Annotated in this window: 20 protein-coding genes and 1 pseudogene; 10 read left to right on the forward strand and 11 right to left on the reverse strand. The window is 62.0% G+C overall.

Going from position 1 to position 22301, the window contains the following annotated elements; all coding sequences use genetic code 11:
- Positions 1 to 17 precede the first annotated feature (17 nt).
- The 5 genes from Q7T36_RS08685 to Q7T36_RS08705 form a co-directional block, all read right to left on the reverse strand.
- The gene (locus tag Q7T36_RS08685) at positions 18 to 956 is read right to left on the reverse strand and encodes a haloalkane dehalogenase (RefSeq protein ID WP_304846711.1); all 939 of its coding nucleotides are present in this window, start codon (positions 954 to 956) and stop codon (positions 18 to 20) included.
- Between the two features lie 4 nt (positions 957 to 960).
- Positions 961 to 1563, reverse strand: coding sequence for a TetR/AcrR family transcriptional regulator (locus Q7T36_RS08690; protein ID WP_304846714.1), 603 nt, complete (start codon positions 1561 to 1563; stop codon positions 961 to 963).
- 250 nt (positions 1564 to 1813) lie between these two features.
- Complete coding sequence (locus Q7T36_RS08695; protein WP_304846717.1) at positions 1814 to 2077, reverse strand: hypothetical protein; 264 nt, start codon at positions 2075 to 2077, stop codon at positions 1814 to 1816.
- A gap of 94 nt (positions 2078 to 2171) precedes the next feature.
- Complete coding sequence (locus Q7T36_RS08700) at positions 2172 to 2375, reverse strand: YheV family putative zinc ribbon protein (RefSeq protein ID WP_304846720.1); 204 nt, start codon at positions 2373 to 2375, stop codon at positions 2172 to 2174.
- A complete protein-coding gene (locus Q7T36_RS08705; RefSeq protein WP_304846723.1) occupies positions 2372 to 4396 on the reverse strand; it encodes a M3 family metallopeptidase in 2025 nt (674 codons plus the stop codon). The genes Q7T36_RS08700 and Q7T36_RS08705 overlap by 4 nt, the downstream gene beginning before the upstream one ends.
- 276 nt (positions 4397 to 4672) lie before the next feature.
- Here Q7T36_RS08705 and Q7T36_RS08710 point away from each other — a divergent pair.
- From Q7T36_RS08710 to Q7T36_RS08730, 5 genes and pseudogenes are all read left to right on the forward strand, one after another.
- Positions 4673 to 6025 (forward strand): annotated as a pseudogene (locus Q7T36_RS08710) (circularly permuted type 2 ATP-grasp protein); the annotation flags it as partial.
- Between the two features lie 18 nt (positions 6026 to 6043).
- On the forward strand, positions 6044 to 6772 hold the full coding sequence (locus Q7T36_RS08715) for an alpha-E domain-containing protein (protein ID WP_304846727.1): 729 nt from the start codon (positions 6044 to 6046) through the stop codon (positions 6770 to 6772).
- A gap of 67 nt (positions 6773 to 6839) precedes the next feature.
- Entirely contained in the window at positions 6840 to 7562 is a 723-nt protein-coding gene (locus Q7T36_RS08720) for a proteasome-type protease (RefSeq protein ID WP_304846730.1), read from the forward strand.
- A gap of 128 nt (positions 7563 to 7690) precedes the next feature.
- Complete coding sequence (locus Q7T36_RS08725) at positions 7691 to 8857, forward strand: DUF1566 domain-containing protein (protein WP_304846734.1); 1167 nt, start codon at positions 7691 to 7693, stop codon at positions 8855 to 8857.
- A gap of 136 nt (positions 8858 to 8993) precedes the next feature.
- Positions 8994 to 9497: a DUF1566 domain-containing protein gene (locus Q7T36_RS08730; protein ID WP_304846737.1), complete on the forward strand. Its 504-nt coding sequence runs from the start codon at positions 8994 to 8996 to the stop codon at positions 9495 to 9497.
- A 130-nt stretch (positions 9498 to 9627) separates the two neighbouring features.
- On the opposite strand, the gene rsmB is transcribed toward Q7T36_RS08730, so the two are convergent.
- Genes rsmB through def form a run of 3 tightly spaced genes read right to left on the reverse strand, consistent with a single transcriptional unit; the run spans position 9628 to position 12427 of the window.
- Complete coding sequence (rsmB, locus tag Q7T36_RS08735) at positions 9628 to 10929, reverse strand: 16S rRNA (cytosine(967)-C(5))-methyltransferase RsmB (RefSeq protein ID WP_304846740.1); 1302 nt, start codon at positions 10927 to 10929, stop codon at positions 9628 to 9630.
- Positions 10926 to 11891 (reverse strand): methionyl-tRNA formyltransferase, encoded by a 966-nt coding sequence (gene fmt / locus Q7T36_RS08740; RefSeq protein ID WP_304846743.1) that lies wholly within the window; start codon positions 11889 to 11891, stop codon positions 10926 to 10928. The genes rsmB and fmt overlap by 4 nt, the downstream gene beginning before the upstream one ends.
- A 29-nt stretch (positions 11892 to 11920) precedes the next feature.
- Positions 11921 to 12427: a peptide deformylase gene (gene def, locus Q7T36_RS08745; protein ID WP_304846746.1), complete on the reverse strand. Its 507-nt coding sequence runs from the start codon at positions 12425 to 12427 to the stop codon at positions 11921 to 11923.
- 162 nt (positions 12428 to 12589) lie between these two features.
- Between def and Q7T36_RS08750 the strand changes: the two genes are divergently transcribed.
- The 4 genes from Q7T36_RS08750 to hemF all read left to right on the forward strand — a co-directional run bounded on the left by Q7T36_RS08750 (position 12590) and on the right by hemF (position 16443).
- Complete coding sequence (locus Q7T36_RS08750) at positions 12590 to 13687, forward strand: LysM peptidoglycan-binding domain-containing protein (protein WP_304846749.1); 1098 nt, start codon at positions 12590 to 12592, stop codon at positions 13685 to 13687.
- An 88-nt stretch (positions 13688 to 13775) separates the two neighbouring features.
- The gene (gene dprA / locus Q7T36_RS08755; RefSeq protein ID WP_304846752.1) at positions 13776 to 14918 is read left to right on the forward strand and encodes a DNA-processing protein DprA; all 1143 of its coding nucleotides are present in this window, start codon (positions 13776 to 13778) and stop codon (positions 14916 to 14918) included.
- Between the two features lie 13 nt (positions 14919 to 14931).
- Positions 14932 to 15498: an L-threonylcarbamoyladenylate synthase gene (locus Q7T36_RS08760; protein WP_304846755.1), complete on the forward strand. Its 567-nt coding sequence runs from the start codon at positions 14932 to 14934 to the stop codon at positions 15496 to 15498.
- Positions 15499 to 15522: 24 nt separating this feature from the next.
- On the forward strand, positions 15523 to 16443 hold the full coding sequence (gene hemF / locus Q7T36_RS08765) for an oxygen-dependent coproporphyrinogen oxidase (RefSeq protein WP_304846758.1): 921 nt from the start codon (positions 15523 to 15525) through the stop codon (positions 16441 to 16443).
- 9 nt (positions 16444 to 16452) lie between these two features.
- Here the strand turns inward: hemF and Q7T36_RS08770 are convergent, their stop codons facing one another.
- The 3 genes from Q7T36_RS08770 to Q7T36_RS08780 all read right to left on the reverse strand — a co-directional run bounded on the left by Q7T36_RS08770 (position 16453) and on the right by Q7T36_RS08780 (position 21200).
- Positions 16453 to 17181: an START domain-containing protein gene (locus Q7T36_RS08770; protein ID WP_304846761.1), complete on the reverse strand. Its 729-nt coding sequence runs from the start codon at positions 17179 to 17181 to the stop codon at positions 16453 to 16455.
- A 282-nt stretch (positions 17182 to 17463) separates the two neighbouring features.
- Positions 17464 to 19254, reverse strand: coding sequence for a diguanylate cyclase (locus tag Q7T36_RS08775; RefSeq protein ID WP_304846764.1), 1791 nt, complete (start codon positions 19252 to 19254; stop codon positions 17464 to 17466).
- 122 nt (positions 19255 to 19376) lie between these two features.
- Positions 19377 to 21200, reverse strand: a complete 1824-nt coding sequence (locus Q7T36_RS08780) for a DUF748 domain-containing protein (RefSeq protein WP_304846767.1) — start codon at positions 21198 to 21200, stop codon at positions 19377 to 19379.
- A 294-nt stretch (positions 21201 to 21494) separates the two neighbouring features.
- On the opposite strand from Q7T36_RS08780, the gene Q7T36_RS08785 reads away from it, so the two are divergent.
- The gene (locus tag Q7T36_RS08785; RefSeq protein WP_304846770.1) at positions 21495 to 22211 is read left to right on the forward strand and encodes a Crp/Fnr family transcriptional regulator; all 717 of its coding nucleotides are present in this window, start codon (positions 21495 to 21497) and stop codon (positions 22209 to 22211) included.
- Positions 22212 to 22301: the final 90 nt, after the last annotated feature.

Below are 22301 nucleotides of genomic sequence, written 5' to 3' on the forward strand. Positions count from 1 at the left end.
GACCTCGGGTTGGGGTGTCAGGGATTGCGGCGGATGAAATCGACCACCACCCGCGCCAGGTCTTCGCCCTGGTCTTCCTGCAGGAAGTGGCCGCCGTTGCGGATGGTGGTGTGGGGCTGACCGGCGCAGCCGGGCACGATCGCAGGCAGTATACCGGCCATGGCCGACATCACCGGGTCCTTGTCGCTGAAGGCGCACAGGAACGGTTTCCGCCATTGCATCAGTTGCCGCCAGGCGGCCTTGTTGTTGGCCATGTCGCTGGGCACCAGCCGGGGAAAGACCCGCGCGCCCGCCATGAAGTGGTGATCGGGGTAAGGGGCGTCGTAGGCGCTGCGCACCTCGCGCGGCATGCGCCGGGCGGTGCCCATAGCAATGACCAGACCCGCCGTCCAGCGCGGCACCACCTGTGAAAATGTGAACCAGCTGCCGAAGCCGAGCGTGGTGCGCAGTTTCGCCACCGGCCCGAAGACCGCCTTCACCCGTGCATCCTGCATCGGAAAGCCCGGCAGGATGGTATTGGCCGCCACGATGCGCGCAAACAGCGCCGGCTCTTCCGCCGCCAGCCGCAGTCCGATCAGCCCGCCCCAGTCCTGGCACACCAGCGTCATGTCCTTCAGCCCCAGTTGTTGCAGCAGGTCGCGCACCCACTGCACATGGCGCACGTGGGTGTAGTCCGATTCGCGCACCGGCTTGTCCGACTTGCCGAAGCCGATCAGGTCGGGCGCGATCACGCGGTAGCCGGCGGCGGTGACAATCGGGATCATCTTGCGGTACAGGTAGCTCCAGCTGGGCTCACCGTGCAGCATCAACACCACCGGCGCGTCGGCGGGACCTTCGTCCAGGTAGTGCAGGCGCAGGCTACCGCCTTCGGTGTCGTCCACCTGCACGTAATGCGGCGCGAAGGCGTAGCCGGGCAGCTGGCTGAAACGTTCATCAGGGGTGCGCAGGAATTCCATGGGTTTACTCCGGGGTGGCATGAGCCAGGGGTATCAGGGCCAGGATCAGGTTTACCTGACGGTCCAGCCGGGCCTTGTCGGGGTCGGCCTTGCTGCCCACCAGCAGCCCTTGCAGGCAGAGGTAGAGAGTGTCGGCAAGGTCGTCCAGGTTTGTGGTTTGGCGCAGGCGGCCACTATCACGAAGGCGTGTCAGGTTGGCGATGAAGCCGCTTCGCAGGCGGTCGTGGCTGAGCTGCACGATGGCCTGCACGGCCGGGTCGCGAGCGCCGAATTCGGTGGCAGTGTTGACCATCAGGCAAGCCAGCGGCGGGTGGTCGGCGTCGATGTAGTCGTAGGTGGTCTCGAAGAAGCGGCGCAGGCCGTGCAGCGGGTCGGGGTCTTCCAGATACCGCGTGATGCGGCGGCCGACGATGCGTTCCAGGTAGTGTTCCAGCGCGGCGCGGAACAGGCCGTCCTTGTTGCCGAAGCGGTGGTAGAGCGCTGGGGCTTTCAGGCCCAGGCCGGTTTCCAGGTCACGCAGGCCCGTGTTGGCGTAGCCTTTCCGCCAGAACAGTTGCATGGCGGGGGTGAGCAGGTCGCTGTCGGGCTGAAGGCGGGGACGGGGCATGGGGTCGGCCGGGTATTTTGTAGTGATTGATACAAAATAGGCCGTGATGAAAGTTTCGTCAAGTGCGGTTTAAGGGATAGCTTGTCGGTGCCTCGGCCTGATTCGTGTGGGAAAGGGTTCTAGCCTCTCACTCCAACTCCACCGGCGCCACCGGTTTAGGCGCTTCCTTCGGCACAAAGATTTCCGTCTGATCCACGCAGGAAGTAGGGCGCATTTAAAATGCGCCGGATTCAGCCTTCAGTTTGGCTCCTCAAGGGAGAAAAATAGCAGTCAAAACAGCCCCTAAGATGGTGATGGCGGTGCCCTTCATGCACAGACCAAATTGCCATTCAGCCGTTTTACGGTGGATGGTAGAGTAAACAGCTCCCAGAGGAAGGATCAGAAATATACTGACGGCCCACCCCGATTGCTTGTTACCAATCGCAACCAATAAGGACGTTATGCAGGCGACGAACAGCAAGGTTATTCCGGTAGCCACTACTCCAATGCAAGAGGCTTGTATCAGATAATCCATTGTCTAACTCTTGGACAGGAAAGCCGCGATTATAAGTAAGTTTCCGCCGCCGGTTCCATTGCATCCCACAAGTCCTCCCGGGTTCGGGCAACTCTCACTTCCCTCTGAAAACCACCACCCCGCTGTCCTCATCCTTGTGCTCCTCCACCGGCGTCACCTCCGTCGGCCGTTCCTCCTCATAGCCGCAACTCACACACTCCATCCATTCCCGCTCCTCCGACGCACAGGAACGGACGGTATCGGTGTTCCCGCAACGGGGGCACTTGGCCCCCGCAATGAACCGCCGCTTCACGCTCATACCGTCAGCCCCGTATGACGCAACAGCGCATCAATTCTCGGCTCGCGCCCGCGGAAGGCCGTGAACAATTCCAGCGCGGGTTTGCTGCCACCCTTGGCCAGGATCTCGCGGCGGAAGCTGCGCCCGGTTTCCGGGTTGAAAATCCCTTCTTCCTCAAAGCGCGAGAAGGCATCGGTGGACAGCACTTCCGCCCACTTGTAGCTGTAATAACCCGCCGCATAACCGCCGGAGAAAATATGGCTGAAGCTGTGCTGGAAACGGTTCCACGAAGGCGGCGGCAACAGGTTCACTTCCCGGCGCACTGCATCCAGCTCGGTCTGGATGCCGGTGGCGCTCAGTGGTGACTGGCTGTGGATGCGCATGTCGAACAGCGAGAACTCCAGCTGGCGCAAGGTCATCAGCCCGGACTGGAAATTCTTCGCCGCCAGCAGGCTGTTCAGCAGGTCGTCCGGCAGCGGCTCGCCGGTTTCGATGTGTTTGGTCATCCACGCCAGCCCCTCGCTTTCCTGGCACCAGTGCTCCATGAACTGGCTGGGCAGTTCCACCGCATCCCACGACACACCGTGAATGCCGCCCACGGCGCTGATCTCCACCTCGGTGAGCATGTGGTGCAGGCCGTGGCCGAATTCATGGAACAAGGTGGTTACCTCATCATGGGTCAGCAATGCCGGCTGGCCGTCCACCGGCGGGTTGAAGTTGCAGGTGAGGAAAGCAATCGGCAATTGCAGGGTGCCGTCCGCCAGGCGGCGGCGCGAGCGGGCGTTGGCCATCCACGCGCCGCCGCGCTTGTTGGCGCGGGCATAGGGGTCCAGGTAGAAACTGGCGATCTGCTGCCCGTTTTCGCGGATTTCGTAATAGGTGACGCCATCGGCCCAGACTTCAGCATCAGCCTGGGTAATGTTTACCCCGAACAGGGTTTCGGCAATGCGGAACAGCCCGGCAATCACCGTTGGCGCCGGGAAATAGGCGCGCAGTTTCTCCTGGGAAAGGTTAAGCTGTTGTTGCTTCAGCTTTTCCGCCACGTAAGTGGTGTCCCAGGGTTGCAGGTCAGCCAGGCCCAGCTGTTCGGCGGCAAAGGACTTCAGTTGCTCCAGGTCGCGACGCCCGGCCGGTTTGGCGCGTTCCGCCAGTTCCTGCAGGAACTCCATCACTTTTTCCACCGACGGCGCCATCTTCGGCACCAGCGACAGTTCCGCATAACTGCCATAGCCCAGCAGTTGCGCCTGCTCATGGCGCAGTTCCAGGATTTCCGCCATCAGCGCCGAGTTGTCGAATTCGGGTTTTTCACCCTGGTCCGAGGCGCGGGTGACGTAGGCGCGGTACACCGCCTGCCGCAGGTTGCGGGTGTCGGCGTGCATCATCACCGCCAGGTAGGCGGGGAAGTCCAGCGTCGCCATCCAGCCTTCATGACCGCGCTGCTGCGCCAGTTGCGTCAGCAGGGCGCGGTGGCTGTCGGGGATGCCGGCCAGTTCGTCTTCGGTCAACGGCCGTTGCCATGACTGGGTGGCGTCCAGCAGGTTGTCGGCGAATTTCGAACCCAGGGAAGACAGGCGTTCTTCAATGGCGGCAAACCGCTGCTTCTGTGCTTCGGGCAGGGCGACGCCGCTGAGCCGGAAGTCACGCAGGGCGTTTTGCACCGTTTGCCGTTGTGCGTCGCTAAAACTGGCGAAAGCCGGACTTTGTGCCAGTCTTTCATAGCTGTTGTACAACTCGGCGTTCTGGCCCAGTTCGGTGTAGTAGGCGGAAATCTTCGGCAGGTTGTTGTTGTAGGCCTCGCGCCAGGCCGGGCTGTTGGTGACGGCGTTGAGATGGCTGACCAGCGACCATGCCTTGCTCAACCGGTCGTCCAGCGCTTCCAGCTGCCCGGGCAGGCTGCTCCAGTCTGGTGCATTCTGGGCGCACAACGCCGCAATCGCGGTGCGGTTCTCCGCCAGCAGGGCGTCCATGGCCGGGGTCACCAGCTCGGGAGTGATGGCGCGGAAGGCAGGGAGTTCAAGGGTGTCGGACAGCAGCATATTCATGTCAGGGGTCCTGCGTGGTCAATATCAATACTTTCCGTGGGGAATTCCCGGAGAGTACCTGCCGGGACGCACCGAATCAGGGCGTCAACCGGCGTTCAAGGGGCGGAATTCTTGGCAAAGCTTTTGCAACACAGACAGTCTATAACAAAGTATCTGTCCGGAGATGTCATCATGGCCTGCCAAAACCTTGCCAACAATGAACACGATTATGGCTATTTTCCGAATCCGCAGCATTATGACGAAATGGCGGTAGGTAATGACCTGCGTCCGCACTACCAGCGGGTCGGCGACTGGCTGAACCATACGCCGCTGGAAACCCTGCTGCGCAGCCGCCAGCAATCGGAAACGGTTTTCCGGCAGGAAGGCATCACCTTCACCGTGTATGGTGAAAGCGCCGGCACTGAGCGGCTGATTCCTTATGACATCATGCCGCGCATCATTCCCAATGCCGAATGGCAGCTGATGGCGAAGGGCTGCGAGCAACGGGTGCGGGCGCTCAACGCCTTCCTGCACGACATCTACCACGAGCAGCACATCCTCAAGGCGGGCATTGTGCCGCGCGAATTCATCCTCGGCAACGAGCATTTCCAGCCCGCCATGCAGGGGCTGGACCTGCCGAACCGGGTCTATGCACAGATTTCCGGCGTGGACATCGTTCGGCACAGTGACGGCACCTACTACGTGCTGGAGGACAACCTGCGCACGCCGTCCGGGGTGTCGTACATGCTGGCAAACCGCGCCATGACCGAGCGGCTGTTCCCCGGCATGCTGGCGGAAAACAAGGTGCTGCCGGTGGATCATTACCCGGCCCTGCTGAAGCAGACGCTGTTGGAATCGAGCCGGGTGGAGAATCCGAACATCGTGATCCTGACGCCGGGACGTTTCAACAGCGCCTATTTCGAGCACGCCTTCCTGGCGCGGGAAATGGGCGTGCCGCTGGTTGGCGGCGGGGATCTGGTGGTGTACGACGACATCGTCTTCATGAAGACCATTGAAGGCCTGCAGCGGGTGGACGTGATCTACCGCCGCCTCGACGACGCCTTCCTGGATCCGCTGGCCTTCCGCGCCGATTCGATGCTGGGCGTGCCGGGATTGATGGCAGCCTATCGCGCCGGCAATGTCATCCTGGGCAATGCAGTGGGCACCGGCGTTGCCGACGACAAGTCGGTTTATCCCTTTGTCCCGGACATGATCCGCTTCTACCTCAGCGAGGAGCCGGTGCTGCAGAACGTGCCGACCTGGCAGTGCCGCAAGCCCGCCGACCTCAGCCATGTGCTGGCGAATTTGCCGCAACTGGTGGTGAAGGAGGCGCAGGGGTCGGGTGGTTACGGTATGCTGATTGGTCCGGCGGCGTCGCAGGCCGAGCTGGAGGAGTTCCGGGCGAAGCTGAAGGCGAAGCCGGAAGCCTACATTGCCCAGCCGACGCTGGCCTTGTCCACCTGCCCCACCTTTGTCGGGGCGGGGATTGCGCCGCGCCACATTGACTTGCGGCCCTTCGTGCTGGCGGGCAAGGACTCGGTGCGGCTGGTGCCGGGCGGGCTGACGCGCGTGGCGCTGAAGGCCGGCTCACTGGTGGTCAATTCCTCGCAAGGCGGGGGCACCAAGGATACCTGGGTGCTGGCGGATTAATGCGAGAGGAGTGAGTTCATGCTTTTACTGTCATCGGCGGCAGACCTGTACTGGCTGGGGCGTTACCTGTCCCGCAGCCGGACGCTGGCCGCCTTGTTGCTGGATTGCCTGTCGTCGCCTGAACCCGACCGGCTGGGTTTGCCCTTGAGCCTCACCGGCACCTGGTCACCCTTTTACCAGCAATATGCCACCCTTAGTCCGGAAGGGGTGGCCGAATTTTTCATTGCCGAGGCCAATCCTTCCAGTCTCACCGGCGGCCTGCAGGCCATGCGCGGCGACGCTCAGGCCACCCGCGCCTGCATCAGCGGCAGCTTGTGGCTGGCCATCAACAGCCAGTGGCTGGACTGGCAGGCGCAACTGCCGCAACTGCGCATGCTGAACGATAATGTGGCGCTCTACCATGCCGCTGCCGACGCGCTGGAAGTGATCCAGCAACATGTGGATGCGCTGGAGCAGCTGGACGCCCAGCGTTTCATCCGTCTGGGGCAAACGGTGGAAGGCCTGGACAACTGGCTGCGTCAGCGGGCTTTGCCCGGTTTTGCGACGCAGGATATTGCGCCCTTGCTGCAGGCCTTGATCCGCGATCTGACGGCGTTGAACCCTGACAGCTGGGGCCAGGTACAGGCCATGGCCGGGAGGTTGGTGGAAGCCTGCCGCATGGTGGGTGATGATGCCCAGTCCCTGCGCGAGGCGCAGGCGCAGTTGCAGCAAATGACTTACCGTCTGGCGGATGCGTTTGCGATGTAAAAATATTCCCTCACCCGCAGCCGGGGAGGGACCGTAGTCCCTGGATTCAATTCACGAGATAAGAAAGATGACTTATTGCGTCGCCATGCGCCTCGCCGAGGGCGTGGTCTGTGTCAGCGACTCCCGCACCAATGCCGGGGTTGACCATATCGCGGTGTTCCGCAAGCTGCACCGATTCGGGATTGACGGTGAGCGTGTCATCGTCCTGCAAAGTGCGGGCAACCTGGCCACGTCGCAGTCGGTGGTGACCTTGTTGCGGCAGCGCATCAACAGTGACGAAGGGGTGCATCTCGATAACGTGCCCACCATGTTTGAAGCGGCGCGCCTGGTGGGCAAGACCCTGCGTGAAGTACTGGCGCACGAGGACATTGACCGCGACTTTTCCTGTTCCTTCCTGCTTAGCGGCCAGATTGCCGGGGAAGCGCCGCAGCTGTACAACATTTACCCGCAGGGCAACTTCATCGCCGCGACAGAGGACACGCCTTATTTCCAGATCGGGGAGAGCAAGTACGGCAAGCCGATCCTCGATCGGGCGCTGAACTATCAGCAGTCCTTGGAGAAGGCTTTGCGCTGTGCGCTGATTTCCTTTGATTCGACCATCCGCAGTAATTTGTCGGTGGGCACGCCGCTGGATTTGCTGGTCTACCGCAATGATTCACTGCATTTGCCCACCGGGCGGCGGCTGTATGATGATGATCCCTACTGGGCGATGATCCGTACGCAGTGGTCGGAAGGGTTGAAGCAGGCGATGGCGAACATGCCGCCGCCGCCGGAGGAGTATTGGGTGTAGTGCACCAGCGAATCAGAGGTGCTCCGAGGAGACAGTCTGAGGTTGACGGATTATAGCCATATTAAATTTATGGACAATACAGCGCAGGTGCTGGAGACTAATGAGAATAAACGTTCAAGGAAACGGTCGTGACCCATTTTTCCCCCCTGCTGCCTCACGCCATTCTGGCCAGCACACTGCTGCTGGCCGCCTGTCACGACAAAGGGGACGATGGCTCAGCCACTTTGGTCAATGAAAAACCCATTGCCGCTTTGATCGCCACCCCCGCCGCTGACGGCCTCACCATTACTATAACCGACAAGGCGGTGGATGCCGCCAAAGGTATCTATGATCCTGACGGCCGCATTGTCAAGGCAGAGCTGGATTACGGTGACGGCCAGAAATACACATCGACCACGGTGCTGGTTTCAGACCTGAACCTGACCCACACCTATGCTGCGGACGGAACCTATACCCTGACGCTGACGGTTTGGGACGATGACGGCGCGACCGCCACGGTCAGCAAAACCCTCACCGTCAAGGCCACCAAAGTGGATAACGTCGCCACTGGCCTGCTCAACGACACCGGCATAACCTTCTGCGCCAATGACACTACCCTTCTGGCTGATTGCGCACCAGCCACGTTGGGACTGTGGGCCACGTTGACGCAGGATGCCCAAAAAGGCCGAGACGCGCTGGCGGCGCAAGGCAAGCTGACCAAGGCAGGCGCAGGCAACGCTGGCTTTGACTACACCAAAATCGGGGTCTACGGCGAAAAACTGCCCGCCACGGCGGCAGTTTGGAATTGCGTGCTGGATAACCATACAGGTCTGCTGTGGGAAGTGAAAACTGCGGACGGCGGGCTGCGCGACTGGCGACACAGTTATACTTGGTATAACCCGGATGCCACGGTAAATGGCGGGAACGCCGGATATCAGGATGCCCATGACGTGAAGGCAACGGTGGCAGCGGGCAGCACTTGCGGCAATACACTGGGACAGTGCAATACCCTGGCATTTGCGGCCAAAGTGAATGAAGCCGGTTTGTGCGGACACAAGGACTGGCAAGTGCCAGACCAGGAGCAGTTGTTGAGCTTGCCGGATTATGGCCGCTCCCAACCCGCCATCGACACTGCCTATTTTCCGAATACGGCCTATTCCTGCGATGCCGGTTGGCGGTGCGGGGCTTACTGGTCGTCATCGTCCGTTGCTGCCAACGGTGGTTCTGCATGGGATGTGTACTTCACCGGCGGTGGTGACTACTTTAATGGTAAGCAGTACGACTACTATGTGCGGTTGGTTCGCACCCGTCAGTAATGGGAGTTCAGGCCTTGGCATTCTCGGAAGCTGACTCATGGTCAAGATGCCACGACCATTTTATGGCCGGAACCGATTTGTTTCCCGGTAACGGGCGATGGCCAACAGCCTTCTTTGCTCCTTTTAAGGAATCACCATGAAGCGATTCATACCTGTCCTGCTGGCGGTTACCCTGTCCGGTCATGCCTTTTCCCAGACCTGCCCCGCCAATGTCAAGCGCACGACTCCTGCCAGTCGTTACGAACTGCAGAACAGCGGAGCGGAGGTTTGGGACAAGCAGACCGATCTGGTGTGGCAACGATGCAGCCTGGGACAGAGTTGGGATGGCAGCACCTGTGCCGGTGCGCCAACGCGCCACACCTGGCAACAGGCACTGGAGGCCGCGACTGCGGCAGGCGGAGGATGGATGTTGCCTGACAAGCGGGAACTGCAAAGCCTGGTGGAGCGGGGCTGCTTCAATCCGGCCATCAATATCACTGTTTTTCCCAATACACTGTCAAGCTGGTATTGGTCGTCGTCGTCTGTCGCATCCTACAGTGAATTTGCATGGTTTGTTGGTTTCTACAACGGGATTGACAACTACCACTACGAACTTAAGAGCCATGAGCACTATGTGCGGTTGGTTCGCACCCGTCAATAATCGGTGTTTGGGGTTTGTGGGGGCGGAGAGGGGCGAGTCTGGCGGTGTCGTGCTCTACGCACATCCTGCAAGGCAGGGGGGCTGCCGCGGGGCTGGAGCTAACAGCGGTGCGCTGAGCACGGTGTTCGTTTCAGGGCGAAATTTTCTCCAGCAACGCATAAAAGAACCCGTCCCCGCCGCCAATGGCCGGAAAAATCTGCCGCCCGTGCGGCCGCTCCAGCCCCCACACCGCCTCAATCTTCACTTCCCGCGCATCCGGTGTTTCCTTCAGGAAAAACCCGATCTGGTTTTCATTCTCCGCCCGGATCACCGAACAGGTGGCGTACAAAAGCTGCCCTCCCGGTTTCAGCCGCGTCCACAACGCCCGCAGGATTTTCGCCTGCAGGTCCACAGTCCGGCCGATGTCGTCCGGCTTGCGCAGCAGCTTGATGTCGGGATGACGACGGATGACGCCGGTGCCGGTGCAGGGCGCATCCAGCAGGATGGCGTCGAAGACGGTGTCGCCCGCCCAGGCGGCGGGATCGGCGGCGTCGGCGGCTTGCAAGGTCAGCATCGGGAAGTCCAGTTGCAGCCGATGCAGGTTTTCCCGCACGCGCTCCAGACGTCCGGCATCACTGTCGATGGCCCACAGTTGTTGCAGGTCGGCGGTTTCCAGCAGGTGCGCGGTCTTGCCGCCGGGGGCGGCGCAGGCGTCCAGCACCACCGAACTGGCGGCCGGGGCTAGCAGCCCGGCCGCCAGTTGTGCGGATTCATCCTGCACCGAGAACTCGCCTTCGGCATAACCCGGCAGGGCGGTCACATCATGCAGTTCGTGCAGGCGGATGCCTTCCGGCGACAGGCCGCTGGGCTCGGCAACAATGCCCGCCTCCTTCAGCTTCACCAGATAGTCATTGCGGGTCAGCCGCCGCCGGTTGATGCGCAGCGTCAGCGGCGCCGGTTCGTTGTTGGCGGCGAGGATGGCGGCGGCGTGGTCCGGCCAGTCCTTCTCCAGGCGCTTTTTCAGCCAGCCCGGATGCGCATGCTCAAAACCGACTCCGGCCACCAGCAGGTCTTCCTGTTCACGCAGGAAGCGGCGCAGCAGGGCGTTGATCAGCCCGGCGGCGCGACCGAAGCCCAGCTCCTTGGCGGCTTCGACGGTTTCACCAATGGCGGCATGCGGCGGAATGCGGGTGCGCAGCAGCTGGTACAGGCCCAGGCCCAGCAGCGCCATCACCGCCTTGTCCTTCACCGGCTGTTGCAGCAACGGTCGCAGCAGCGCCTCGAGGTAGACCCATTCCCGGGTACAGCCATAAACGAGGTTCTGCAACAGAGGACGGTCGCGCGGCAGGCAGGCCTGTTGTGCGGGCGGCAGGGTGGCGCCCAGCGAGGACTGGCCCGCCAGCACCGGTGCCATGGCCTTGGCGGCGAGGGCGCGTGTGGAAAGTTTCTTCATGCGCCGAGCACCACGTCGGGCTGCAGCAGCTCGCGGCGGGCGTTCAGCACATCGGCAAAGCCCAAGGCCTTGCCATTGGGTAGTTGCAGGATATCGATGGCGACCACGGTGCCGTTGCCGGCGGCGACATGCAGGCCTTTGCGGTCAGCCTGCACAATCATCCCGGCGGGGGCGGTGGTGCTTTCATCGACCACCCGCGCCGACCACAGGCGCACCGCCTGTCCCTGCAGCAGCGTGTAGGCCACCGGCCACGGGTTATAGGCGCGGATGGCGCGCACCACCTCTATTGCGGGCAGCGACCAGTTGACCACGCCTTCTTCCTTGACCAGCTTGGCGGCATAGGTAGCCAGGGTGCTGTCCTGCGGTTCCGGGGTCAGGGTGTCACCGTTTTCCAGGGCATCCACCACGTGCAGCAGCGCGTCGCCGCCCAGCAGCGCCAGCCGGTCGTGCAGGCTGGCTGAGGTGTCGTGGCCGGAAATGGGGCAGGTCAGCTTGTAGAGCATGTCGCCGGTATCCAGTCCGGCGTCCATCTGCATGATGGTGATGCCGGTTTCGCGGTCACCGGCCAGGATGGCGCGCTGGATGGGCGCCGCGCCACGCCAGCGCGGCAACAGCGAGCCGTGGACATTGATGCAGCCCAGGGTTGGCAGGTCCAGCACCGCCTGCGGCAGGATCAGGCCATAGGCGGCCACCACCATCAGGTCAGGCTTCAGCTCGGCCAGCTCGGCTTGGGCGGAGCCATCGCGCAACGAGACCGGTTGGTAAACCGGCAACTGGCGGGACAGCGCCAACTCCTTGACCGGCCCGGCTTCCAGCTTGCGGCCGCGCCCGGTGGGGCGGTCGGGCTGGGTATATACCGCCACGACATCATGGCCGTTCTGCAGCAGGGCGCGCAGGGATTCGGCCGCGAAAACCGGCGTACCGGCGAAGACAATGCGTAACGGACTACTGGGACTGGACAAGAAACAAACCTCTCCTTCACTTGTTGGAACTAGGCGCGCTGCTTTTGCAGTTTTTCTAGCTTGGTTTTGATCCGCTGGCGTTTCAGCGGCGACAGATAATCCACGAACAGCTTGCCTTCGAGGTGATCGACTTCATGTTGCAGGCAGACCGCCAGCAGGCCGTCGGCTTCCAGCGTGAAAGGCTTGCCGTTGCGGTCCAGCGCCTCGACACGGATACGCGCCGGACGTTGCACCTCATCATAGGAGCCAGGCACAGACAGGCAGCCTTCCTCATAAGGCACACAGTCCGGCGTCAGCGGCGTGATGACCGGATTGATGAACACCTGCGGGGCGCTCTTGTCTTCGGAAATGTCCAGCACCAGCAGGCGGATGTGCTGGTTGACCTGTGTCGCCGCCAAGCCGATGCCGGGTGCGTCATACATGGTTTCAAGCATATCATCGGCCAGCTGCCGGATGTTATCATCCACTCTGGATACAGGTTTGGCCCGGGTCCGCAAGCGCGAATCCGGGAAATGGAGTATTGGAAGCTTTGCCATATTGCCAACCACCTGCCGTTAAATCACAACAATGCTTGATAAGCACTTGAGCATGTTGTAAAAGTGCGTCTATTGGGCCGTAAAGAGTAAGGACGGATTGTTGCTTATTATAACGGCCTTGACTCCTTGCGACCATAAGTCCCGCCAAGAAGGGAATTGATAATGAAAAAACCGGTTCTGTTACTCGTTGCCGGCCTGCTGGCCGGTAGCGCTTTCGCCGCAGACAGCCAGGCTGTCGATATCAAGGACACCGCTCCCGAACGTTATACGGTTCAGAAGGGTGATACCTTGTGGGATATTTCCAACCGCTACCTGAAAGATCCCTGGCGCTGGCCGGAAATCTGGGAAGTGAATCCCCAGGTGCGCAATCCCCATCTGATTTTCCCCGGCGACAAGTTGCTGCTGTGCCGTATTGAAGACCGCAGCGTCGTGGCGGTGGATGCGGGCGGCGGTTGCGCTGAAGTGGCCGAACGCATGACCGGCCGCGCCACGGCGCGGGTGGACGCCAATACAGGCAAGCTGTTGCCGCAGGTCCGTTCCGAGCCGTTGAGTGTCGCCATTCCCGCCGTGTCCCTGCAATCCATCCGCGCATTCCTCTCGGGTAGCCGGGTGGTGAATGTGGAAGACTTCGAGAAGGCGCCCTATGTGCTGGCAGGCGTTGCCCATCGTATCATTGCCGGAGCAGGCGAGAAGGTCTATGCCCGTGGCAGCAACATGGCGGCCGGCGATAATTACGGCGTTTACCGCCGTGGCAAGCCATATATTGATCCGGATACCGGCGAAGTGCTGGGCATTGAGGCGATTGATGTCGCCAGCGGCAAGATTTCAGCGGTGAAAGGTGAGGTCGGCACCTACGAGATTGCCCGCAGCACACAGGAAGTACGTATTGAAGACCGTTTGCTGCTGAGTGAGTCGATGGCGGTAACGCCGATCTTCCACCCGCGCAACCCGGACAATGTCAAGCCGGGACGCATCCTGCAGGTCATGAATTCGCTGGGCTCCGGCGGCATGAACAGTGTTGTGGTCATTAACCGTGGTGAGCGTGAAGGTGTGCAGCAGGGCCATACCTTTGCCCTGTATCAGCGCGGTGCGGTGGTTCGTGACCGGACCAAGGACGAGATGATCCAGTTGCCGGCGGAGAGCGCAGGCCTGGCCATGGTGTTCCGCACCTTCAACAAGGTCAGCTATGCCATCATCCTCAAGGCCTCCACCGTCATCAAGCAGGGTGATGAAGTCCGTCCGCCGGTGAGTGGCGACTGATTCGTTCCAGCGTTAAAAAGTTTTCGGGCTGTCTGGATAGACAGCCTTTTTTTATGCCGGCAAAAGGCCGGGAGGAACACAGGGACTTATGGACAAGGGTAGTGAGCCGCTGGAGCAGTGGCTGTTGTTATGGCGTTTGCTGGAACAATCGCATACGGCGTTCCTGAAGTTGTGGCGGCATCTGGAGACGCCATCCGCCGCATTGCAGGCCGACCCACAGTGCTGGGCGCAGGCCGGATTGTCGGCGCGCTGGTTGAAGGCGCTGGAGCAATGGCGGGCGGGCAACGACCTGTTGGTGCGGCGCGATGTCGAGGAGGCGCAGCGCCTTGTTGCCCGGCATGACTTGACGGTGCTGACGCTGGCGGACAGCGCGTATCCGCCCTTGCTGCTCGAAATTGCCGACCCGCCGCCGCTGCTGTTCTGTCAGGGCGAGGCCGGTCATCTGGCTTGGCCGCAGGTGGCGATGGTGGGCAGCCGCCGCCCAAGCCAGAACGGCCTGACTACGGCGCGGGATTTTGCCGCTGATCTGGCGCGGCAGGGGCTGGGTATCACCAGCGGTCTGGCCATGGGTATTGATGCCGCGGCCCATCAGGCGGCGCTGCAGGCCGAAGGTATTACCGTGGCCGTGCTGGGCTCGGGGTTGTGCGATCTTTACCCCCGCCAGCATGCCGCCCTGGCGGAGGCCATCGTTGCCCATGATGGCATTCTCGTCAGTGAATTCCTGCCGCAGACACCGCCCCAGCAATACCATTTTCCCCGCCGCAACCGCGTCATCAGCGGCCTCAGCCTGGGGGTGCTGGTGGTGGAAGCGGCCGTACAAAGCGGGACGCTGATTACTGCCCGACTGGCGCTGGAACAGAACCGTGAGGTCTGGGCCATTCCCGGCTCCATCCATAATCCGCAGGTGAAAGGCTGCCATGCCTTGATCCGGGAGGGTGCGCGGCTGGTGGATGAACCGGTGCAGTTGCTGGAGGATATCGGACCGCGGCTGGCGCAGGCGGCGGCCGGGTCCGGCCATCCGCAGGCGTTGCCACCGATGGAGATGGAGCTGGATGATCGCGCGCGGCAGGTGCTGACCGTGCTGGGCTGGCAGGTGCAGTCCTTTGATGCGCTGGTGGATCAGAGCGGGTATGATGCCGCGACCATGGCCGGCCTGCTCCTGGAGCTGGAACTGGCCGGATGCATTGCGACGGTGGCGGGCGGTTACGAGCAGCTGGCCCCGTCACGCTGACAGCGGGTGACCCATGCCTTTTCCTTCTGACATCCAGCTTCGCCAGGCCGTCCGGACTCTGGAGGCCGGCGGCGTAGTCGCCTATCCCACCGAGGCCGTCTGGGGTCTGGGCTGTGATCCCTTTGACCGGGCGGCGGTGCTGCGCCTGCTCGACATCAAGCAGCGGCCGATGCACAAGGGCCTGATCGTGATTGCCGCCGACGTGGCGCAGGTGCTGCCATGGCTGGGCGGTTTGACCGTCAGCCAGTGCCGCCGCGTCATTGAAAGCTGGCCGGGGCCGAATACCTGGGTGGTGCCGGTGGGCCATGATTTCCCCGAGTGGGTGCGTGGTGACCATGCCAGTGTCGCCATTCGCGTTTCCGCACATACGGGGGTGCAGGCGCTTTGCCGCCGTTATGGCGGGCCGCTGGTCTCCACCAGCGCCAACCGTACCGGTCTGCCGCCCGCCCGCACACCGTTGCAGGTGCAGTGCGGCCTGCGCGGGCAGGTTGATTACCTGCTGCCGGGCCGCCTGGGCGGCCAGACCAAACCCACCCTGATCCGTGACGCCCTGACCGGGCAAGTCCTTCGTCCTTCCTGAATTTCCTGAACCCGGAGAACCGCCATGTCTGCCGAGATTGACCTGAACGCCGCCAAGCAGGCCTTGTTGGCCCTGCAGGACCGCATTTGCCGCGAGCTGGAAGCCGAGGATGGCGGCGTCTTCTTCCGTGAGGACAGCTGGGTGCGCGCCGAGGGCGGCGGCGGCCGCTCGCGGGTGCTGGAAGGCGGAGCGGTGATCGAGAAGGGCGGCGTCAATTTCTCGCATGTGCATGGCAACAAGCTGCCGCCGTCGGCGACGGCACACCGCCCCGAACTGGCCGGGCGCAGTTTTCAGGCCATGGGTGTGTCGCTGGTGATCCATCCCCGCAACCCGTATGCCCCCACCAGCCATGCCAACGTGCGGCTGTTTGTGGCGGAGAAGGAGGGAGAGGCGCCGGTATGGTGGGTGGGCGGCGGTTTTGACCTGACGCCGTATTACGGTTTTGAAGAGGATTGCCGCGACTGGCACCGTCATGCCCGGCAGGTGTGCGCTCCGTTCGGTGACGAGGTTTATCCGCGCTACAAGCAGTGGTGTGATGAATACTTCTTCATCAAGCACCGCAACGAGGCGCGCGGCGTCGGCGGGCTGTTTTTTGATGACCTGAACGAGTGGGGTTTTGAGCGCTGTTTCGAGTTCATCCAGGCGGTGGGCAACGGCTATGTGGATGCCTACAGGCCAATCCTGGCGCGGCGCAAGGACACGCCCTGCGGCGAGCGTGAACGGAATTTCCAGCTGGTGCGGCGGGGACGTTACGTGGAGTTCAATCTGGTCTATGACCGGGGGACGATTTTCGGCTTGCAGACCGGCGGCCGCACCGAATCGATCCTGATGTCGCTGCCGAACCTGGTGTCCTGGCAATATGATTTCCAGCCGGAACCGGGTTCGGTGGAGTCGCGTTTTGTGGAGGATTTCCTGCGGCCCCGGGATTGGGCATCCCGGGACTGATGGCGGCGGTCAGTTGTAGTTGGACCAGTCGTAGACGGCAAAGGGCAATGGTGCTTTGGTCAGTGTGTAACGATCCTGAACCATCATGCGTTGCATGCCCAGAATGACGCTGTAGGGGGCGCTGCGCTGCACGAAGTTGGCGGCCCAGGCGGGCACGGTGCCGCCGGCGTCAAAGAAGCCTTCGGCTTCCACCAGAACCTTGTTGGGGCCAACCGGGGAGAACTTGACGGTGATTTCCTCGGCGGGCATGCGCACCAGCGAGCGTTGCTTGGGCAGGTAGTCGGGAACCGCTGTCACTTTCAGTACTACATAAGGTTTGTTCCGGGTTTGCGGTTCCAGCACACCGCGCAGCACGGTGTCACGGTCCGGTAATCCGGCGGGGGCGTTGTGCACCATGTAGACGACAAATTCGGTAGTTGAAACCTGCTTCAGCAGGCGGGATTCCCGGGTTTGCCAGAACCACTTGGTGTAGTTCCCGAAATCCAGCAATACGTGCGCCAGTGCGTCTACTTTGCCGTCCAGTTCGGCTTCCACCTTGAACGAGCGATAACGCTTGCCGTCTTCCAGCCGGGCCCAGGTCTTGATGTTGCGGCGTTTGTCGTTACGGGTCAGTTGCCATTCATTACCCAGGGTGGTGCGGAGTTCGTCCAGATCGTCCTCTTCCCCGGCGGCATGCAGCGGAGTCAGGGGAAGCCAGACAGTCAACAGCAGGCAGAGTCCAAGCAAGCGCAACAGCATAGGTTTAACTCCTTGTGTCGAGCGGCCAGACCGGATTCCGCCACATTGCGGAAAAAGTGTGAGGCCGTTCTCATTCTTATTGAAGGGCGGTTCCGCGTTATAGTGGCTGTTTACTGAACAGGCTATGACCGCAAAATCGCAGGAACCCGGCATTTGGGCCAATTTCTGAGCGCAATGCCAATGGCAACTGTATCAGTCATTCGTCGGAAAAATGTTTATGCCGGTCAGAAATCTGATGAAACGCAAGGAATTTCCGGGATTGGATGTCGTCATAACCCTGATTCAGGCGTCCAGCCCGTCGCGGACGCTGACCCGGTTGCGGCCGCTTTCCTTGGCCATGTAGAGTGCGGCGTCGGCGGTGGCCAGCAGGCGCACGCCGTCTTCAGGATGCTGTGGAACAGCACTGACTGCGCCAATGCTGACCGTGATGCGGAAGTCACCTTTGGGGCCAGGCACCGCCGTTTGCTCCAGCGCCCGCCTCAAGGTTTCCGCCACATGCCGCACGCCCTCGGGAGACGTGGTGGGCAGCACGATGCAGAATTCTTCTCCGCCGTAACGGGCCACTCGGTCGCATTCGCGTTGCAGGTTTTCCTGCAGCACCCGGGCGATGATTTGCAGGCAGAGGTCGCCGGTCTGGTGCCCCCAGGTGTCGTTGACCGCCTTGAAGTGGTCGGCGTCGATAATCAGCAGGCCGAGGTTGTCGCCGGTGCGCAGCGCGCGCTTGACCTCCTGTCGCAGCGCCTCGTCAAAATGACGCCGGTTGTAGACGCCGGTGAGGGCGTCGGTCACGGTCAGTTCCTGAAGCCGCAGGTTGGCTTCCATCAGTTCCACCGTGCGTTCCTGCACCCGCCGTTCCAGCACGGTATTGGCCTGTTGCTGCATGTGCAGCATGTCGACGCGGGCCTGTTCGCGCAGGCTGCGTTCCTGCTGCACGCGGTCAGCCAGCGCGAAGGACAGCAGCAGGATCTGCATGGCGGAACCCACCGGGACGGCCGCCTCCGTCAGGGCGGAGTGCGGGATCAGCCCGTATTTGTCCAGCGCCAGGACGATGCCGCTGAGCAGCACAAAGGACCAGGCGGCAATGTAAAAACGGGCCGGTTTGTAACCCTGCCAGGCGCGGTAGACGGCGAAGCAGAGAATGGCCGGCATGCAGAAGACGCCACATGCCTCCATCAGGTGAATGGCCAGGGTGTAGTCTAGGAGGAATGCGGAAACGGTACCAAACAGGCTGGTGATCAGTGTCAGCCGGATGGCGCTGTTCGCCAGACGCCCGGACAAATCCATGTGCAGGAAATTGGTGGCGAACAGCGTGCCAAAGAACAGTGTCAGCGCCAGGCTGAACACCAGCACCTGGTCGTTCCAGACCGTGGCCATCGGCCACAGGTACTGAAAGGCCAGCCCGTCCAGGCTGGCGAGAAAGACGGTGAGTGCGGCCACATAACCGACGTACCAGGCATACTGGCGTTCACGTAACGAGATATAGAGGAAGCCGTTATAAAGCAGCATGCTGAGCATGATGCCGAAATACAGGCCCAGGATGAGACTGGTGCGTTCGTCGTACAGCCGGAACGCCTCGGGCTGCCATAAGGTCAGCGGCACCTGCACGCTGCTGCCGGTTTCCACCCGGATCAACAGGTCGACGCTGCCGTGGGCCGGGATGTCCACCGGGGTCAGGAAATGCCGGTGCAGGAATGGCCGCGCCGTGAACGGCAGCTTGTCACCCATTTGCCAGTGCCGTGGCGGGCCGGAGGAGGGCGTCAGCCAGACCTGGACATTGTCCAGCACCGGATAGCCGATTTCCAGCAGGCGGGTTTGCGGTACAGGAGAGGCATTGATCAGGCGGCTGTGCAGCCACATGGCGCTGTGGCTGTAGCCGAAATTCGGGTTTTCGCCTTTCACCGGCAGCCAGCCGGGCAAACGCCTGATCTCGGCGGGGCCCAACTGCCGTCCGGGATCGGCAACATAGTCCATGCTGCCGCCCGGGGACTGCCGGGCCGCCGCCGGATCGACCAGCAGTGTACCGGCTGTGACCGGCAGCGCCAGCCACGGCAACAGCAGCAGGGCCAACATCATGCGCAGCAGGCGTGACGTTGGCGGTGGGGTTCGGCCAAACGGCCGGGAGTGTTTCTGCATATTTTTTTTATGATTGTCCAAAGCCGCCGGCCATTCGGCCCGGCGCTATTATGAACAGTTGCTCAACGGACGCCAATCACCGCCGGCCATGAACCGACCGCTGGCAGCCGCCGCAGGACGGCGTGGCCCGGCGGCATTGTCTCCGCCTGCACAAACACACGCAGTTTGTGCATGGGGCCTTCCACCTTGAACCGGAACGGCAGGCGGCCGTCGGCATCCATCAGCGCCGCCAGCCCCGGCGACGCCTTCAGCAGCTTTTGCGAGCGCACGGCCGAAAGGCGGGCGCTGACGTCCCAGCGCACCACCAGCCGGTTGAGGTCGAAGGAGCCGCTTATCAGCGTGTCCATGACCGGGCCGTCGGGGTCGCTGAGGCTGTCGGCGGCGAAATTGCGGAAACTGACAAAGCCGTTGTCATAATCCATGGCGCCGCGCACGCCGCCAGCCGTCAGTTTCTCGGACGGGCGGATGACGCTGTCCAGCACCCGCACCGGGACGCGGTTGCCCAGCGCCAGCTTCAGGCCGTCGCGGAACAGCCAGGCATTGAGCAGCACAAGATCCCGTCCGGTGACGTTGGCTTTGGCCTTGATGGTGAAATCCTTCGGCGTCAGGTTAGCCGAGAAATCCACTTTCAGGTCGGCTCCCGGTTTCTTCTCGAACACTTCCGCCAGAAACAGCCCCAGGCCGCTGACATCCAGCTTGCCGGTGGAAGCCATGGCCTGCATGTCGCCTTTGGCGTGGATATCGAGGGCGGCCGTGCCGTTGAATTGCAGGCCCTTGGGCAGATAGGCGCGGAAGAAGGGATAAATTTCCTCCATGGCCGCCAGGTCGATGGCGGGAGCGCGCAGGTCGATGTCGATCACCGGCGTGCGCGGAATGCCACGCACCATGCCATCCAGGGTGAGGCGGTTGCCGCCCATGCTGACAGCCATGTTGTTGATGGCCACCTGCTGCTGTTTCAGCGACACGACGTTGCGGCCGATATCCAGCGCCATCGTGAAGGGCTTGCCGCGCAGCGTGCCGTCCCGCGACACCATCACCAGGTTTTCCAGGCGGATGCCGCCCTTGCTGGTCATGCCGTCCCAGGCGTTGCCCTGCAATTGCAGTTTCATCGAGGCCGTGCCGCTTTCCGGGTAGGCGGTAAGGCCGTCGGGGATGTAGGCGGAAAACGGCAGGATCGGGGCTTGGTCGACGGTCAGCACACCGTCCAGCGGCACCTGCTCGGAGCGCACGGTGTCGAGGATGGGCCCGGCGACGCCGCGCAGGCTGACGTTGCGGGTCTTGGCGCCCGGTGTGCGCAGCCCGACATTGAGCTGGAACTTGTCCTTGATGGCGAACCCGGTAAAACGGGCGTCAATGTCGTCAAACACCAGCCGCGCCGGACCGCGCGCGGCCGTGGCGTCCACCACCCGCACCGAGCCGCCGCTGGCGTGGAAGTTCTTCACCCGTAGCCAGTTCATCAGCGGTCCGCGCTTCTGCTGCATCAGGTCGCCGACATTCAGCGTGTAGTCGCGGTCCACCAGCACGTTGGCCTGGAAGTCGCGGATGTCGAGCTTAGTGACGGAGATACGGCCGATCAGCAGCGGCAGCAGGTCGGCGGTGAGGCTGATTTCCCGGGCGGTGTAGAAATGTTTCCAGTCGCGCAGCGGGTGACGGGCAAAGCGTTCGTTTTCGGAAATGGTGAGGTCACTGACCTTGGCGCTGAACGGCAGGAAACCGAGCTTCAGTGACTTGTAGTCCATCTTGCGCGGAATCACCGTCTGCACGGCGGCTTCCCCGGCCTTGCGCGCCTGCGCCTCATCAACGGCGGCGATGGCGGCGGTCAACGGCAGCGTGGCGGTGAGACAGGCTGAAAGCAGCAGGGCGGAGCGGCGGTTGGGGTTTGGCACGGTAGGCGAAGGTTCCCGTAGGTGGCGATGGTCGTGAATTTTCAGTCTGACACAGTCCGCCCGGCCCTGCATTGGGGGAATCGGCCGATATTGTACGGCCCGTCGGCCAAGCGGCGCGGCGAGGTTAGTGTCTTGATGCCTGTTCTTCAGAAAGCGAATGACTGGCCGTTTGGCGAGGTGTCGGTTTGCAAGGCGCGGGCTAGATTCAAACATGGGGAGAACCGCAGGTTTTCCCCCTCGTTTTTTTAATGGTTTGAGAACCGGCCCTGACAGGCTGGCAGAGGTGACAGGCCCATGATTCCCGCCCCCGAGATTCGCCATACGGTGTTGCGCCATCCCTTGTTCCAGCATCTGGACGCGGCGGTGCAGGACCGCCTGCTGGCATCGATCCGTGAATTCCATCAACCGGCGGGTGCGTTGCTGATCCGTCAGGGCCAGGCGGCGGTCAATTTCTTCCTGGTGCTGTCCGGCAAGGTGAAGTTGTTCCGCATTTCTCAGGATGGTCAGGAAAAGGTGGTGGAAATCATCCACCCCGGCCAGACCTTCGCCGAGGCGGTGATGTTCATGCAACGCTCGGAATACCCGGTGTGCGCCGAGGCGCTGGACCCGCTGCATCTGGTGAGCGTGCCGAATGCGCTGATGCTGCAGGCGCTGTCCGAGAATCCGCAGGCCTGCCTGCACCTGCTGGGGCATCTCAGCATCCGCCTGCACCAGCGGTTGGGCGAACTGGAAACGCTGACCTTGCAGAACGCCACCCAGCGTTTTGCGTTGTACCTGATCCAGCAACTGGAAAACCGCGCCGAGGATTGCGCCGAGATTGACCTGCTGCTGCCGAAGCGGCTGATTGCCGCCCGCTTGTCGATGCAGCCGGAAACGCTGTCGCGCATTATCGGCAAACTGCGTGAGGAAGGTTTGGTGGAGGTGCAAGGCCGCCATGTGCGGATTCCCAGCGTCGAGGCCCTGCTGGGTCGGTTCAATGATGCGCCGGTGCAACGGGTGACGTTGCGCTGAGTCGCTATTTTCAGACCTTATAAAATAAATACCGAACCGGACCTGAGGCCCGGATTCTTAAGCCTTCAATCAGTAAACGCTATTGATAAT

The sequence above is a fragment of the Fluviicoccus sp. genome (genome assembly GCF_030646115.1).
GTDB lineage: Bacteria > Pseudomonadota > Gammaproteobacteria > Pseudomonadales > Moraxellaceae > Fluviicoccus.

Coding starts and splice junctions, on each gene's coding strand:
- Q7T36_RS08685 (WP_304846711.1), bottom strand. CDS start 956: ATGGAATTCCTGCGCACCCCTGATGAACGTTTCAGCCAGCTGCCCGGC.
- Q7T36_RS08690 (WP_304846714.1), bottom strand. CDS start 1,563: ATGCCCCGTCCCCGCCTTCAGCCCGACAGCGACCTGCTCACCCCCGCC.
- Q7T36_RS08695 (WP_304846717.1), bottom strand. CDS start 2,077: ATGGATTATCTGATACAAGCCTCTTGCATTGGAGTAGTGGCTACCGGA.
- Q7T36_RS08700 (WP_304846720.1), bottom strand. CDS start 2,375: ATGAGCGTGAAGCGGCGGTTCATTGCGGGGGCCAAGTGCCCCCGTTGC.
- Q7T36_RS08705 (WP_304846723.1), bottom strand. CDS start 4,396: ATGAATATGCTGCTGTCCGACACCCTTGAACTCCCTGCCTTCCGCGCC.
- Q7T36_RS08715 (WP_304846727.1), top strand. CDS start 6,044: ATGCTTTTACTGTCATCGGCGGCAGACCTGTACTGGCTGGGGCGTTAC.
- Q7T36_RS08720 (WP_304846730.1), top strand. CDS start 6,840: ATGACTTATTGCGTCGCCATGCGCCTCGCCGAGGGCGTGGTCTGTGTC.
- Q7T36_RS08730 (WP_304846737.1), top strand. CDS start 8,994: ATGAAGCGATTCATACCTGTCCTGCTGGCGGTTACCCTGTCCGGTCAT.
- rsmB (WP_304846740.1), bottom strand. CDS start 10,929: ATGAAGAAACTTTCCACACGCGCCCTCGCCGCCAAGGCCATGGCACCG.
- def (WP_304846746.1), bottom strand. CDS start 12,427: ATGGCAAAGCTTCCAATACTCCATTTCCCGGATTCGCGCTTGCGGACC.
- Q7T36_RS08750 (WP_304846749.1), top strand. CDS start 12,590: ATGAAAAAACCGGTTCTGTTACTCGTTGCCGGCCTGCTGGCCGGTAGC.
- dprA (WP_304846752.1), top strand. CDS start 13,776: ATGGACAAGGGTAGTGAGCCGCTGGAGCAGTGGCTGTTGTTATGGCGT.
- Q7T36_RS08760 (WP_304846755.1), top strand. CDS start 14,932: ATGCCTTTTCCTTCTGACATCCAGCTTCGCCAGGCCGTCCGGACTCTG.
- hemF (WP_304846758.1), top strand. CDS start 15,523: ATGTCTGCCGAGATTGACCTGAACGCCGCCAAGCAGGCCTTGTTGGCC.
- Q7T36_RS08770 (WP_304846761.1), bottom strand. CDS start 17,181: ATGCTGTTGCGCTTGCTTGGACTCTGCCTGCTGTTGACTGTCTGGCTT.
- Q7T36_RS08775 (WP_304846764.1), bottom strand. CDS start 19,254: ATGATGTTGGCCCTGCTGCTGTTGCCGTGGCTGGCGCTGCCGGTCACA.
- Q7T36_RS08785 (WP_304846770.1), top strand. CDS start 21,495: ATGATTCCCGCCCCCGAGATTCGCCATACGGTGTTGCGCCATCCCTTG.